Below are 13,135 nucleotides of genomic sequence, written 5' to 3'. Positions count from 1 at the left end.
ATACTTGTTGTATGAATAAAACTACTTTAGGTGCTTTATTACTATTTCTTGTCTTTGGAGTCTTGACCTATATAAAGGAGAGCAGAGGCGTGCCTAATGAACCGCTCAAAAAAGATAGGGTCATCCTTGCATTCGGCGACAGCCTTACGTACGGTTACGGAGCTCCCATAGACTACAGTTACCCTGCCGAATTTGAAAAGAAGACAGGATACCACATCATAAATGCCGGCATCCCAGGTGAAGAATCAGCCGAAGGGCTCAAACGCCTTCCGCAGTTTTTAAAACAAAGACCTGCTCTTGTCATCTTGTGCCACGGCGGTAACGACATCCTGCGTAAACGTTCGCATGAACAGCTGAAAAATAATCTCATCAAGATGGTCAACCTTATAAAGCGAAGCGGTGCAAAAGTCTTGCTTGTCGGTGTACCCGATTTTCATGTACTGGGTTTTAAGACACTCGGACTTTACAAAGAGGTTGCAAAAGAGACGGGAGTGATGTATGAGGGCAAGATACTCAGTCAGATAGAACTTCACAGAGAACTAAAAAGCGACTATGTCCATCCCAACGAAAAAGGTTATGAGATGATGGCGGACGCTTTTATAGAGGTCTTGCAAGACGAAGGTGTTCTGCAGAAGTAAAACTTTTTATATACCGCTTGCTGTCAGTACAATTGATCTCTGGGTCGCACGGTCTCTGTGCTCGCCCAGACATATTCCCTGCCATGTCCCGAGATTCAGTCTGCCGTTTGTAATGGGGATATTTAGCGATGCTCCAAGAAGTGAAGACTTCGCATGAGCTGGCATATCGTCGTCTCCTTCGTAAGTATGTGTATAGTAATTTTTCCCGTCACAAAGCTCGTTCATGAGGTTTTCCATGTCATCTCTTACTTCTTTTTCATAATTTTCAGTTATACTTAAACTCGCACTTGTGTGCTTTAAAAATATATTTAACATGCCGATTTTTATGCTTGAAAGCTCGATGGACTCGAGTATCTCATCCGTGATGATGTGAAATCCTCTAGGTCTTGATCGCAATTTTATCTCTGTCTGTATAAATTTCATAAAGAGATTTTGCCGATATCTAGCTGTAGAAGTGATAAAAAAGGAAGATATTGAGGAGTATGTATGGTTCATCACATTTATCGATATGATACTCAAGCGTCGCTTGTCTCCTGGCTTGATGCACACTCTCCAGCATCTTCAAATTCCATTTTAATACAGATCTTCGCCGGAATAATCGATCCGGATATCATACATGGCATTACAAAGACTATCACCCAAAAACTCCCAGACGCTGTAGTTATCGGCAGTACGACAGGCGGAGAGATATATAATGAAGAGATAGAGGAGAAAACCATTCTCATATCAATGGCTCTCTTTGAAAAAACAAACTTAAAAAGTATTCATATCGCAGATAAAAGTTCTCAGATAATGGGCAAAGGTATAGTTGAGAGCATAGTCGATGATGACACAAAGTGTCTCATTATGTTCGCAGACGGGATGAAATGTAACGGCGATGAGATACTCAAAGCTATTGACAGCAGATCTTCTAAAGAGCTCATAATCGCCGGAGGGATGTCGGGAGATAACGGACTTTTTCAACAGACATACTGTATCCACGGTAATGAAGTCTTTGACAACGGTGTTGTCGCGGTATCTCTTTCAAGTCCTGAACTAGAGGTCTTTCATACCTATAACCTGAGCTGGAAAGCCATCGGTAAAAAGATGAAAGTCACAAGATCAAAAGGCAATGTTCTTTATGAACTTGATAATCTTCCCGTAAAAGACGTCTATGCCAAGTATCTGGGTGAAAGTACCGTAAAAGAGATGCCGGTCTCTGCTATCGAGTTTCCACTTATAATCCATGAAACCGATATAGATATCGCCAGATCGATGATAGCACTGACAGATGACGGCGGCATAGTCTATGCGGGTGAAATACCCGAGGGCAAAGAGGTGCGTTTTGGAGTCGGAAGTCCAAATATGCTTGCCACTGCTGCACTTGGTAACTATAACTTGGCACTCAGCCATCCCATAGAGGGGATGTTCTTATATTCCTGTATTGCAAGAAAAGCTTTTCTGGGCAAAGGAGTCTTGTGTGAGTTCTTCCCTTTATCGAAAATCGCTCCTTTGGCAGGCTTCTTTACTTATGGAGAGTTTTACCGAGGTGCTGAGAGCAACAAACTCTTAAATGTGACGACAACTGTTCTTGGTCTCTCGGAGACAAAGGTCAACAGCAATAAAAAGAGTTTAAAAGATGAAGATTTTCAACAAAGCGGGATGACCATCAACGCTTTGATGAATCTAGTGGAAGTGACACTCAAAGAGAATGAAGAGTATGCACAAGAACTCGTAAAGACGAATGATCAGCTAAAACAAAAAGACCATGCACTTGAAAAACAAAAAGAGCTTTATGAACTGGTGTTTAAAAACACGTTAAGCGGTGTGCTTATCATCGATATCGAAGCAAACAGGTTTATAGACTGTAATGAGGCAGCTATCAAACTCCTCAAGTGCGATTCAAGAGACGATGTACTGAATTTAAGACCTTCGGAGCTATCGCCGGAGTATCAGCCAGACGGTAAAAAAAGTGAAGAAAAGTCCTATGAGATGAACGCTTTGGCCTTAAAAAACGGTGCTCACACCTTTGAGTGGAAACATCTTACAAAGACGAAAGAGGAGATCTGGATAGAGGTGGTTCTGACGCCTATCACTTTAGACAAGACAGAGGTCTTACATGTAATGTGGACGGATATCAATGACAGAAAAGAGATAGAAGGTGAGATACTCAAACAAAAGATGCAGCTTGCATATCAGGCGCATCACGACAGCCTCACAAAACTTCCTAACCGTCTGCTCTTTAACGACAGACTGTCACAGACCATAGTCAAAGCAAAACGCCATAAACGTGATTTTGCGCTGTTCTTTATCGACTTGGATGGATTCAAACCCATTAACGACTCTCTCGGTCATGCCATCGGAGACAAAGTCCTTCAGGAGATCTCATCTCGCATAAAAGGGATGATCCGTGAAGAGGATACTCTGGCAAGACTTGGCGGAGATGAGTTTACGGTCATCATGGAAGATATAACAAAAAAAGAGGATGCAGCACATTTAGCACAAAAGATCCTCGATGCGCTGTCAAGACCTCTGGTCATCGATGGACATGCTTTACAGGTCTCATGCAGTATCGGTATCAGTCTCTTTTCCGATGATGCAAACATGGACGCAGACAAACTGCTCATCTATGCGGATGCCGCAATGTATAAGGCAAAAGACAAAGGCAAGGATAACTTTCAGTTCTATAAAGACTGACTCAGTAAAGCGTGAGAGTCTTAGGCTTTAAAGAGTGTCTTTTATCCTGTTTTTGTATCCTGCGTTTATGCGCAGATGCAGACCGAGGAAATAGGCGTAGGTTATCGCTTTTTTGAGCAGGTACGCCGTATAGCCTTTTACCTTGACAAAACCGAACATCTCTCCGACTGCATATGTGCCTCCAAGAGCTACAAATATCCCGCTGACATCGGCATGAAACGGCTGGCTGGCTCTGCCGTCTATCCTTTTGCGGATGGTGTTTGCCACATACTCCGCGCTTTTTTCGGCTATTTGCGCCGTTGGCGGGAGCAGCTTGCCGTGCATGTCTTTTATCTCGACGCAGTCGCCTACGGCAAAGATGTTTTTGCTGTTGTGGATGTTGAGCTCCCCGTCAGCGATGAGCTGGTCGATCCTGTTCTTTTCACACTCCAGTTTCGTGTTGAGAGAAGAAGCTTTGATGCCTCCCGTGAAGATCATGAAATGGTATTTTAACTGTTCGCCGTTTTTAAAATAGATAGTCGTCTTATCCAGTTTTTCTATAAATGCGCTGGTGAGTATATTGACACCAAGTTTTTCAAGTCTTTTCTTTGTATTTGAGATTATGTATGAGCTCATTCCCGGAAGGATGGTATCGCTCGCATCGATAAGATAGATCTTTATCTTTTTAGCCCTTTCGCCCAGAGTTTTGCTGTAGATCTCGATGACATGTGCCATCTCTGCAGCCACTTCCACACCGCTTAAGCCCGCTCCGCCGATGGCAAGGTTGATATCTTCACCGCTATTTATCTCTTCGTTTTGGAGTTTTTTATAGATGAGGTTTTCAAACTCTTTTCTGAAGTTATAAGCACGCATGAGGTTTTTCACGCCGTAGCTGTTCTCACGAAGCCCCTCTATAAAAGAGAAGAAGTTTGTCTGTGCTCCCGTAGCGACGATGAGGTAGTCAAATGAAAGCTGCTGTTTTTCCGTAGTGACGGTTTGGTTTTCATAGTCCACCGCAGTCGCTTTTTCATAAAGAAAGTCGACTCTGTTCTTAAATCCGCGGCACCATTTATCAAGGTCGATGGCGATCTCATGGATGTCAAAACGCCCCGCGATGTAGCCGTAAGCTTCGGTCTGTAAGTAATGGTAAGGATTTTTGTCGATGAGCGTTATGTCGACGTCATTATGTTTTGCCAAAAACTCGATGGCGCGCAACCCGCCATAACCCCCGCCGATAACCACTACTTTTGTTCGCAACTGACAACCTTTGATTCTGTTTTTACAATTATACAGAGTTAAGGTAGCAATAATGTAGCTTGATCGAAAGATGCTCTTAATTTGATTAAAAGACTTTTTGCAATATTGCCAGCTTGAATGTAATCGAAATGTAATTCTATTCGTGTAAAGTTTTGTATGGATAATAACGAATCATTTGAACAAGAAGTTCAAGCAGAAATAGAATCTCAAAAAAAAGAGATTGAAAATAACAATGATGTAGAAGAAAATCTTAGCTTAGATTGGCTTCTTGAGAGCCTTGATAGTCTCGATACTTTATTGGAAGATCTTGATCAAGAATAGAGCTGCATTATTGATCAACTGTCTTATAAAATATTAAAACTTCTCATATTTCTTTTTTTATACTAAAATTCTTTTATGAAGTATCTGTTTACATTATTTTTCTTGATTTTTACAAGTTCTCTTTTTGCTCAATTAAATATTGCAACAGAATACCAAAAATCATTTGATGTCACCATTGATTTTTCTCAAGAAACTTCTGAAGAAGTTTCAGAAATAGACATAAATCAACTTGATGACCAGGTTGCTAAAGACCACTTCAAACTTACCCTATACTTCACGCCTTCTTCGCAAAAGATATATACACCTTACACTGCTTATAAAGAGTACATAGACTCTGCAAACCCAAAACCTCCGCAATCGTAATTTATTTTCTAATCCAAATCTATTGAATTCAGTTCAATAAAAAAATTTCAAATACCAACAAAATAGGAAAATAAATGAGCATTGATGTGGTCATGAGTGATCTTCAAATAATTCAAACATTACAAAGTAGTTTTTACTTTGATATAAATTTACTAGAAAATGTAAACATGTATAAGACACATAATAACAGCCTGATTCTAGAGGTTACCTCATCAACGGATGTTGAGTTTGTAACAAAAGTATTGGATATTTATAAAGGCGTTTTATTGGTTATAGAACCTGAGGTATTACCGAAGTTTTCTACAGTTTTACAGAGTAAAAATGTCAGTTTTATAGTGAAACCTTTTACAAAGGATGAGATCAAGATAAGAATAAAATCCATTTTGTCATCTGAAGATTCAATAGAATATAAAAATATTGTATTGAATCATACTGACAAGTGTCTATATATTGATGGAACTAAAGTTACGCTCACAGCGATTGAATACAAAATAATTTCTTATCTTCTTGAAAACAAAGGTGTTTTACTTACTAAACAGGAGATCTTTAGAAATATCTGGAATGAAAAATATTCACAAGGAAATGTCAGCAAATTAAGAGTTGCGATTTTTAGACTTAAACAAAAACTCAAAGATTACAATGCTGATAAATATATAGAAGCCAGAGACCGGTTGGGCTACATGCTGCAGAATGATTAACTAAAAACACCTTAATGTAATGACTTTGTAATGGTTTTGTAGTACGGAAGTAATGTTGTGAAATTAAACTTCTGTATCTAAAGCTTAGGAATAGCCTTTATTTTTACAAAGGCCTAAGCAATTTAAAAATTACAAGGTAAAACAACATGAATAAAATTATTCTTTCTACAATGGCCGCATTAACACTAGGTACTGCAATACACGCAGAGACAATGACAATCTATACGAATAAAGCTACTGGAGAAATTTTCAATACTCCAGGCGAAGGTCGCACGATACTTGGTGAGTATACAAAGAATGCTGCAGTAGAGTCAACACCAAAAACTACAATTACGGAAGTTGAGCAAAGTTCTTCAAACAGTGAAGGTAGTATCTTGAACAGATTTCATTTCAAAGGTGATTTAAGATTAAGATATGAAAGTAAAGAATATAACTATGACGATGGATATGAGAAGACTCCAACTTATCACAACAGATACAGATTAAGATTAATTTCAGCTATTGATTTAACTGACAAGCTAACGTTTGACGCCGGTATGAGAAGTGGATATGCAAATCCGACTTCGGGTAACCAAACATTTGAGGATAGAGCTTTAAGTGATTACTTTTGGCAATCACTAAGAGTGAATATTTTAGGCTTGACGTATCAAGATGGAAATCATACATTAAAAGTTGGTAGAGAACCATATATGCTTTACAGACCGATCAAGTCACAGCTTGTTTGGGATAATGATCTCTCATTCGATGGTATCAACTATAAGTATGAAAATGATTCTCGCATCATTAACTTAGGTGTGAACCAACCGACGTATGCTGAGGATTCTGTTGCCAGAGATACTATTAATCTTGTTGTAGCACAATATGTAGAGAAAATTAAATTAGAAAATTCTCACTTAAATTTAGGTGCAGGTGTTTATTACTATGACGGTGTTAAAGGAAATACACCTCTTTACAGCGCCAATAATAATAAAGGTATGGGTAACACTTTAGTAAACGGTGTATTTGAAAATGATTACAACATTGTAGAAGCATTCGGAGAGTTGAAGTACAAAGACCTGTTTGGCAAACCGTTTGCAATTGCTGCCGGAGTAGCATATAACACTCAAGCAAGCAATAATAACTTTGGATACGATCTAGCATTTCAAATAGGTAAAGCAAAAAATGTTCATGATTGGCAAGTGAAGTACTCGTATACTGATACTCAAGAAGATGCTGTATTGGGTGCTCATAGTGACTCTGATAACTTTGGTGGCGGTACTGCTGCTAAAGGACATGCGATTAGAACAAAATATAAATTTGGCAAACATACAGACCTTGCTGCAACATTCTTTTATAATAAACTTTACGCAAATAGAGATGGCAGTAGTCACTCAGAAGCATACTATGAACGTGTGCAGTTAGATGTTATCCTGAAATTCTAACATTACGTATTTATTGGATTAGAATAAATTGATTGGTGGTGGGCAGTGAGAGACTCAAACCCCCACCGATAACCACTACTTTTGTACTCAAAAGACAACCTTTGATCTTAAATACTCATAGAGTCTCATCTGGTTTTCTTTGTACTTGTCTAGCTCTTTTTTCCCGATAAGTTCAGATACTTCATTTTCTATGGTCGATATATAGCGGTTCGCTACGCTCATCAGCTCTTTGCCTTTTAGTGTAAGCTTGATGATCTTCTCTTTTTGATTTTCCTGTAGGAGTGTGATGTAGTCTGCTTCTTCTAGCTTTTTTATGTTTTTATGCATAGCCTGACGGGAGTATCCTACCAGTTTGGAGAGTTGTGACGCGGTTATCTTCTCATCTCCGTCTATATAGGGGAAAAGTGTTATTAGCGCTACACTTAAGTCCTCAAATCCATTGCTTTGTAAATTTTTTAGTATGAGTTCATTAAAGACTTTTGTCGTTTCTAAAGATAAAAAACATAAAGACATTGTAAACCTAGTTGACATAAATTTATTTTGACACTATACTTTCGTACATAAAATATTTGGGAGTATAACATGAAATATCTGTTACAAGTAGACTTTCCTCATGCAGGACCGTTTAAAGAGGAATTTTCAGAAGCATTTACCGACTTGGCAAAAGATATAGCCAATGAAGAGGGGCTGATATGGAAGATATGGACAGAAAATGAAGAAACAAAAGAAGCCGGAGGGATCTATCTCTTTGACAATCTAAAAGATGCAGACAGATACCTGCAAAAGCATACAAAAAGATTGGCATCGTTTGGATATACAGACATAAGAGCGAAGATCTTTAATGTAAACGAACCGCTTAGCCTGATAGATAATGCGTCACTTTAGGATTTAGAAAATTATTGATAAATGGTGTAGAGATGGTGGACAGTGAGGGATTCGAACCCTCGGTAGGTTGCCCTACGGCCGCGTTCCAGGCGACTGGATTAAACCAGCTCTCCCAACTGTCCGCGTTTGAAGACTGAGATTATAGCGAAATATTTTTTATCTCGCTAAATTTCATGCTGTTTATGTCTAAAGTTATGTATGAAGAGTAGTCGAACTTGATGCAAAACGCCTCTTCAAGCCCCAGCTCATCGATGATGGAGATAAGCACTCTTATGACTCCCGCATGGGTCATGACGAGGATGTTTTTCATCTGCAAAGAGGGCAGGTACTCCAAAAAGAACTCTTTCACTCTTTGGATGTAGGCCTCGTACTCCTCGCCGTCAAGCGCGGTGATCCATTGCATAAAATCCTCGTAGACAAACTCTTCACTTTCTACTATCTCATTAAAGCTCATCCCCTCGTGTCTGCCCCACGATTTCTCCCGCAGTTTGTCGGTAAAAACAGGCTCTACATGTAAGCCAAAGGGAGCAAGTGTCTGGCGCGCTCGTTTAAGGTCGGAGCAGAACACTCCGTCAAACTTTTCATCTTTAAAATGCTCTGCAAGAAGTAGTGCCTGTTGTTCTCCTTCGGGTGAGAGCGAGATGTCGATGTGCCCGTTGTAACGCATCTTGTAGCGGTCATCTACGTCAGCGTGGCGGATGAGGGTTATCATCATCTTATATGTTCTATGATAATGAGGTTAAGCAGGAGCAGTTCGGTCACCTCGATGGTAAAGCCATAGATATCTCCGCTGAATCCGCCAAGACGGCCCGTGAAAAACTTTGCCACTAAAAGCAGGAGCAGACCTGCTAAAAGAAAGGGGGTAAAGAAAAAGCCAAAGCTAAGTCCGAGAGCTAAAACGTACAGAGCTGAAAAAAGCAGCTGTGAACGTGTGAACTCCTCTTTGGCAAGTGCGCTCATCCCGTTTTTTGTGATGTATGGAAAAAAGTAGATGGCGAGAGAGGCATTGAACCTTGCATACATCAGCACAAGCGGAAGCAGATAATAAGCACCAAACGCTACGACGGACGAGGCTTTTAAAAGCAGGAACACGACGCTGAAAGTCATCCCCATCCCGCCGACATGCGGGTCTTTCATCACCTCTACGGCTCTCTCCTTTTTTACAAAAAGCCCGTCTATCGTATCGCTAAAACCGTCTACATGTAAGGCTCCCGTGATGGTCACCCAAAGAGCAAAGATGATGATGCCAAGATGAAGCGGCGGAAAGTGCGGCGCTAAAAGTGTTGCTGCTCCCCAGAGGATCAGTCCGATAAGAAACCCGACAAGAGGGTAGAACATCACCGCATAGCCGTTGATTCCTTTGAAAAAGTCGTGGACTTTAAAAAAGGGGATGATAGTCATCATGTTAAAAGCGAGTGTAAACCCTTTGAGAAGTTTTGTCATTTTATCTTTACCGCTATGCCCGCTATGTTGTTGTAGACCTCTTTACATGTAGAAGCAAGATACTGCGATATTCTGCCGTTGATATCCACAAAGTCGCGTGTGAGTTTGTCTGCACCGATGACGCTGCAGCCCACATCGTTTTGCACAAATACTATCTGCGCTTCAAGCTTGTTAAGCGTATCTATCTGCTTTATCATGTCGTCTTCGGTGAAGCCGTGGTAGAGAAGATTGTTTATCCACATGCTGATACATTCGATGAGTACCATTCCCTTAAAATCATGCAGAGCATAAGGGAGGTTGAGCGGTTCTTCGACCGTTAAAAAACGCTCACTGCGCTGAAGTTTATGCGCTTCTATACGGATCTGCATCTCATCGTCGATGAACTCCGTGGTCGCCAGATAGATAGGGAGGTTTTTTGATTTTTTCAGTACATAGGTCTCGGCGTTCTTGCTTTTTCCGCTTTTTATACCGCCTATGAAAAGGGCTCTACATCCCATACATTATCACCTCTATCTCGTTTACGATCTGCTCGTTTGTAAGCGCGTTTGAGAGACCGTACGCAAGAGCAGCTCCCGCACCGACTCCCTCTTTTGCTTCGCCCTCATCATACTTTTTAAGAACAGGGATCTCTGCAGATGCGAACGAGAACTCCGTATAGAGTGCGTTTGGCGTATAGCTCAGCTGTGAGAGTATCTTTTTGATGTCGGAGTTTTTGTCTTTTGCCACCCATGCGGTAGTCGCTAAAGTCAGGTTGTCCGAGTTCAGACGCATAAGCACATCTTCTCTGAGCTTATCGGCTATAAGCAGACATGCCGCCATCTGCGTTCCGCCTGCAAGTACGACGTGAAATCTTTTTGTCGCTTCAAGTAAAAAGCCTGCGCAGAAGATGAGCATATTGTCACTCACGATGCCGAGTTTCTCAAAACTGCTCATCTCTTCATCTAGGAGTGAAAGCGCTGCATCGATGGTCTTTTTTCTGATGTCGTCTGGTACATGCAGGAAGCTTGAAGAGAAACACTCCTCAAGCTCGAAGCCTAGAGCAAGTGCGGTCGCTGCCGCCGTCGTCGTACCGCTTGGCGTGCTTTCTCCAAGGATGAGGTAGCTGCCTTTGAGCTCATATTCGCGTCCGAACTTCATCCCTTTTGCAAACAGCTCTTTTGCGTTTATGCCTGCACCTTGGCTGATCGCTTTTGACGGAGAGATACCAAACTTGTGGATATGACAGTTCTGTGCTTCGAGGTCAAGTCCAAGGTCTAAGATCTCGATGCTCTTAAAGGGTTTTAGGTTATGAACGGCGCGAGTCATAAGAGCAGGAGTCGGAACGCCTGTGGGTGTTTCGGCAAGTTCGCCGAGGGAAAAAACTTTTTGATTGATAATGAACTCGGCATCGAGCGTAGGCGTTAACGGGATCTTCCCGGGGATGCCCGCTTGAGTGATGCCCTCTATCTCACAGGTACGCGTCACACTTGCGGCGAGAATAAAATCTGCACTGCCTTTTGGCAAAGATGATGGAGTGTCATCAAAAATATTTTTTATCATTTTTTTCCTTTGTGAGATTTTATCAAAAAATAGATTATGAACTTAATTTTTATAAATCTATTGAGAGGTGAGATCCGCTTTAAAGTAACAAAAGCATTGAAAAATGTGAATAAATGTGGTATTTTTGAAACCTTATTGACGATAAAAGCTTCAATACCATAGTGATTTGCTAGAGTAAATATAAATTTAAGTATAATAAAAACAGAATAATCAATCATACTTTACAAATAGTGGGGACTATTAGTGGGGACTATGTATGATTGACTTAATAAAGCTTCAAGTGGAATGATTTGAATTTTAAGGGAAATACATGACAATAAAACAGAAATTGACGCTTGGCATAGGGATAATAATTGCCGGCGTTTTAGTAAACACAGTGGTAGTGAGTTCTAACGTTGACAGCGTTTATAATCTTAGCAAGACGACAGCAAATGAGTCTGTGCCTTTTGCATTGACAGCAAGCGATGCAAAATACCAGACCTCGCAGGTGCAGCAGTTCATAACGGACGCGTCACTGACTCAGAGTCCGGATTCGGTTAAAGAGGCGGAGAGTGCATACAATGAATTTATGTCGGATATGAATAAATTTGTCAATATGTATAAAAGTGAAAATGATCAAGAGAGCCTGAAAAAAGTAGAAGCGACTAAAAAAGATATGGATAATCTTTTCACAGCCGGTAAACATATGATCTCACAATATGCGATCAGCAAAGAAGCCGGTGATAAAGCGATGGAAACGTTTGACGGAAGCAGCGAACGTTTAATGGCAGGGATCGATAGCATCAGAGATACACAGGTAAAAGAGGCTTTGGATAACTCTGAACGTACTATGAGCAAAGCTAGTTTTACAAAAATGTTCTCTCTTATGATAGGTGCCATCACTATCGTTGTCGGTGTGATTGTAGGGTTCTTATTGCTCAAAAACATCCTGACATCACTGAAAAACCTTAGCGAAGTGATCGATGTCGTGGCAAGTAATCATGATTTTAGCCGCAATATAAAACTTGACGGTAATGATGAGCTTTCAGATATGGGTAATAAGGTCAATCACCTTGTACAGACTTTGGCAAAATCGTTTCAGGAGATCAAATCGGCTTCGAGCGAAAACCTTTCTGTTGCCGCTGAACTTTCTTCAACGACACTGGTCATCGGACAAGCAGCTGAAGACGAGGCGAGGATCGTCTCTGAGACTACTTCAGAGTCGACTTTGACAAGAGATGCGATCATCACATCCGCAAAAGAGGCTCAGGCAGTTCGTGAGAAAGCGATCAGCGCACGCAACACGCTTCAAGGTGCACAAGAAGCTCTAAGAGAGACTAACAAACAGCTTCTTATGACAGCTGAGATAGAAGTGGATATCAATAGTAAACTCAACACGCTTTCAACAGAAGCGGCTCAGGTAAAAGAGGTTCTGACAGTTATCTCCGACATCGCAGATCAGACGAATCTTCTTGCACTTAATGCTGCCATAGAAGCGGCTCGTGCAGGTGAACACGGACGCGGTTTCGCTGTCGTTGCCGATGAGGTAAGAAAGCTTGCAGAAAGAACGCAGAAAAGCCTTGTAGAGACAAATGCGACGGTTAATGTTATCGTTCAGTCTATCAATGAGATCACAGAGCAGATGAACAGCAATACAAGCCGTATAGAAGGTCTGGCAGAATCTTCTTCAGAACTTGACCACAACACTGAACTGGCAGTCCATACTCTTTCAGATACGGTTCATGACATTGAAAAACTTGCTGCGGATTCTCAAAACAATGCGACGACCATCGAAAACATCATAGGCAGGATCGAAAACATCCATAACCTTTCATCATCAAATGCAAGAAGCGTCGAAGAGATAGCGTCAGCAGCTGAACACCTGCACAAAATGACTGAGCATTTAAGCAGTCAAATCGCTATTTACCGCACTTAA

At 41.0% G+C, this 13,135-nt stretch carries 15 protein-coding genes and 1 tRNA gene; 8 read left to right on the top strand and 8 right to left on the bottom strand.

What is annotated here, in order from left to right; genetic code table 11:
* Positions 1-11 precede the first annotated feature (11 nt).
* Positions 12-638 carry an arylesterase gene (locus WCX87_RS10670; protein ID WP_345979869.1) on the top strand — a complete coding sequence of 209 codons (627 nt, stop codon included), beginning with the start codon at positions 12-14 and terminating at the stop codon, positions 636-638.
* A 6-nt stretch (positions 639-644) separates the two neighbouring features.
* On the opposite strand, the gene WCX87_RS10665 is transcribed toward WCX87_RS10670, so the two are convergent.
* Entirely contained in the window at positions 645-1,061 is a 417-nt protein-coding gene (locus WCX87_RS10665; protein WP_345979868.1) for a secondary thiamine-phosphate synthase enzyme YjbQ, read from the bottom strand.
* Between the two features lie 63 nt (positions 1,062-1,124).
* Here WCX87_RS10665 and WCX87_RS10660 point away from each other — a divergent pair, with 63 nt between their 5' ends.
* A complete protein-coding gene (locus tag WCX87_RS10660) occupies positions 1,125-3,314 on the top strand; it encodes a diguanylate cyclase (RefSeq protein WP_345979867.1) in 2,190 nt (729 codons plus the stop codon).
* Positions 3,315-3,341: 27 nt separating this feature from the next.
* Here WCX87_RS10660 and WCX87_RS10655 read toward each other — a convergent pair whose 3' ends face one another.
* Entirely contained in the window at positions 3,342-4,550 is a 1,209-nt protein-coding gene (locus tag WCX87_RS10655) for an NAD(P)/FAD-dependent oxidoreductase (RefSeq protein ID WP_345979866.1), read from the bottom strand.
* A gap of 156 nt (positions 4,551-4,706) precedes the next feature.
* On the opposite strand from WCX87_RS10655, the gene WCX87_RS10650 reads away from it, so the two are divergent.
* From WCX87_RS10650 to WCX87_RS10635, 4 genes are all read left to right on the top strand, one after another.
* Positions 4,707-4,871: a hypothetical protein gene (locus WCX87_RS10650; protein ID WP_345979865.1), complete on the top strand. Its 165-nt coding sequence runs from the start codon at positions 4,707-4,709 to the stop codon at positions 4,869-4,871.
* Positions 4,872-4,946: 75 nt separating this feature from the next.
* On the top strand, positions 4,947-5,234 hold the full coding sequence (locus tag WCX87_RS10645) for a hypothetical protein (RefSeq protein WP_345979864.1): 288 nt from the start codon (positions 4,947-4,949) through the stop codon (positions 5,232-5,234).
* A gap of 74 nt (positions 5,235-5,308) precedes the next feature.
* Entirely contained in the window at positions 5,309-5,932 is a 624-nt protein-coding gene (locus tag WCX87_RS10640; protein WP_345979863.1) for a winged helix-turn-helix domain-containing protein, read from the top strand.
* Between the two features lie 146 nt (positions 5,933-6,078).
* A complete protein-coding gene (locus WCX87_RS10635) occupies positions 6,079-7,353 on the top strand; it encodes a putative porin (RefSeq protein ID WP_345979861.1) in 1,275 nt (424 codons plus the stop codon).
* A gap of 87 nt (positions 7,354-7,440) precedes the next feature.
* Here the strand turns inward: WCX87_RS10635 and WCX87_RS10630 are convergent, their stop codons facing one another.
* Positions 7,441-7,866: a winged helix-turn-helix transcriptional regulator gene (locus WCX87_RS10630; RefSeq protein ID WP_345979860.1), complete on the bottom strand. Its 426-nt coding sequence runs from the start codon at positions 7,864-7,866 to the stop codon at positions 7,441-7,443.
* A gap of 69 nt (positions 7,867-7,935) precedes the next feature.
* Here WCX87_RS10630 and WCX87_RS10625 point away from each other — a divergent pair, with 69 nt between their 5' ends.
* The gene (locus tag WCX87_RS10625; protein WP_345979859.1) at positions 7,936-8,238 is read left to right on the top strand and encodes a monooxygenase; all 303 of its coding nucleotides are present in this window, start codon (positions 7,936-7,938) and stop codon (positions 8,236-8,238) included.
* Positions 8,239-8,271: 33 nt separating this feature from the next.
* On the opposite strand, the gene WCX87_RS10620 is transcribed toward WCX87_RS10625, so the two are convergent.
* From WCX87_RS10620 to WCX87_RS10600, 5 genes are all read right to left on the bottom strand, one after another.
* Positions 8,272-8,360, bottom strand: a tRNA-Ser gene (locus WCX87_RS10620).
* 17 nt (positions 8,361-8,377) lie between these two features.
* On the bottom strand, positions 8,378-8,953 hold the full coding sequence (locus WCX87_RS10615) for a histidine phosphatase family protein (protein ID WP_345979858.1): 576 nt from the start codon (positions 8,951-8,953) through the stop codon (positions 8,378-8,380).
* Positions 8,950-9,681, bottom strand: coding sequence for an adenosylcobinamide-GDP ribazoletransferase (locus tag WCX87_RS10610; protein WP_345979857.1), 732 nt, complete (start codon positions 9,679-9,681; stop codon positions 8,950-8,952). The genes WCX87_RS10615 and WCX87_RS10610 overlap by 4 nt, the downstream gene beginning before the upstream one ends.
* A complete protein-coding gene (locus tag WCX87_RS10605) occupies positions 9,678-10,178 on the bottom strand; it encodes a bifunctional adenosylcobinamide kinase/adenosylcobinamide-phosphate guanylyltransferase (RefSeq protein WP_345979855.1) in 501 nt (166 codons plus the stop codon). Before WCX87_RS10605 ends, WCX87_RS10610 begins: the two co-directional genes overlap by 4 nt.
* Positions 10,168-11,220, bottom strand: coding sequence for a nicotinate-nucleotide--dimethylbenzimidazole phosphoribosyltransferase (locus WCX87_RS10600; RefSeq protein WP_345979854.1), 1,053 nt, complete (start codon positions 11,218-11,220; stop codon positions 10,168-10,170). The genes WCX87_RS10605 and WCX87_RS10600 overlap by 11 nt, the downstream gene beginning before the upstream one ends.
* 310 nt (positions 11,221-11,530) lie before the next feature.
* Between WCX87_RS10600 and WCX87_RS10595 the strand changes: the two genes are divergently transcribed.
* A complete protein-coding gene (locus WCX87_RS10595; RefSeq protein ID WP_345979853.1) occupies positions 11,531-13,135 on the top strand; it encodes a methyl-accepting chemotaxis protein in 1,605 nt (534 codons plus the stop codon).

The organism is Sulfurimonas sp. HSL3-2 (assembly GCF_039645965.1).
Taxonomy (GTDB): Bacteria; Campylobacterota; Campylobacteria; order Campylobacterales; family Sulfurimonadaceae; genus Hydrocurvibacter; species Hydrocurvibacter mobilis.
Note: the sequence above shows the minus strand (reverse complement) of the source record. Positions and strands in the feature narration are given on the sequence as shown.

What these genes read in the sequence shown, in the direction of transcription:
- WCX87_RS10640 (WP_345979863.1), top strand. Translation starts at nt 5,309, where the DNA reads ATGAGCATTGATGTGGTCATGAGTGATCTTCAAATAATTCAAACATTA.
- WCX87_RS10605 (WP_345979855.1), bottom strand. Translation starts at nt 10,178, where the DNA reads ATGGGATGTAGAGCCCTTTTCATAGGCGGTATAAAAAGCGGAAAAAGC.
- WCX87_RS10660 (WP_345979867.1), top strand. Translation starts at nt 1,125, where the DNA reads ATGGTTCATCACATTTATCGATATGATACTCAAGCGTCGCTTGTCTCC.
- WCX87_RS10665 (WP_345979868.1), bottom strand. Translation starts at nt 1,061, where the DNA reads ATGAAATTTATACAGACAGAGATAAAATTGCGATCAAGACCTAGAGGA.
- WCX87_RS10635 (WP_345979861.1), top strand. Translation starts at nt 6,079, where the DNA reads ATGAATAAAATTATTCTTTCTACAATGGCCGCATTAACACTAGGTACT.
- WCX87_RS10630 (WP_345979860.1), bottom strand. Translation starts at nt 7,866, where the DNA reads ATGTCTTTATGTTTTTTATCTTTAGAAACGACAAAAGTCTTTAATGAA.
- WCX87_RS10600 (WP_345979854.1), bottom strand. Translation starts at nt 11,220, where the DNA reads ATGATAAAAAATATTTTTGATGACACTCCATCATCTTTGCCAAAAGGC.
- WCX87_RS10670 (WP_345979869.1), top strand. Translation starts at nt 12, where the DNA reads ATGAATAAAACTACTTTAGGTGCTTTATTACTATTTCTTGTCTTTGGA.
- WCX87_RS10595 (WP_345979853.1), top strand. Translation starts at nt 11,531, where the DNA reads ATGACAATAAAACAGAAATTGACGCTTGGCATAGGGATAATAATTGCC.
- WCX87_RS10610 (WP_345979857.1), bottom strand. Translation starts at nt 9,681, where the DNA reads ATGACAAAACTTCTCAAAGGGTTTACACTCGCTTTTAACATGATGACT.
- WCX87_RS10650 (WP_345979865.1), top strand. Translation starts at nt 4,707, where the DNA reads ATGGATAATAACGAATCATTTGAACAAGAAGTTCAAGCAGAAATAGAA.
- WCX87_RS10625 (WP_345979859.1), top strand. Translation starts at nt 7,936, where the DNA reads ATGAAATATCTGTTACAAGTAGACTTTCCTCATGCAGGACCGTTTAAA.
- WCX87_RS10615 (WP_345979858.1), bottom strand. Translation starts at nt 8,953, where the DNA reads ATGATGATAACCCTCATCCGCCACGCTGACGTAGATGACCGCTACAAG.
- WCX87_RS10645 (WP_345979864.1), top strand. Translation starts at nt 4,947, where the DNA reads ATGAAGTATCTGTTTACATTATTTTTCTTGATTTTTACAAGTTCTCTT.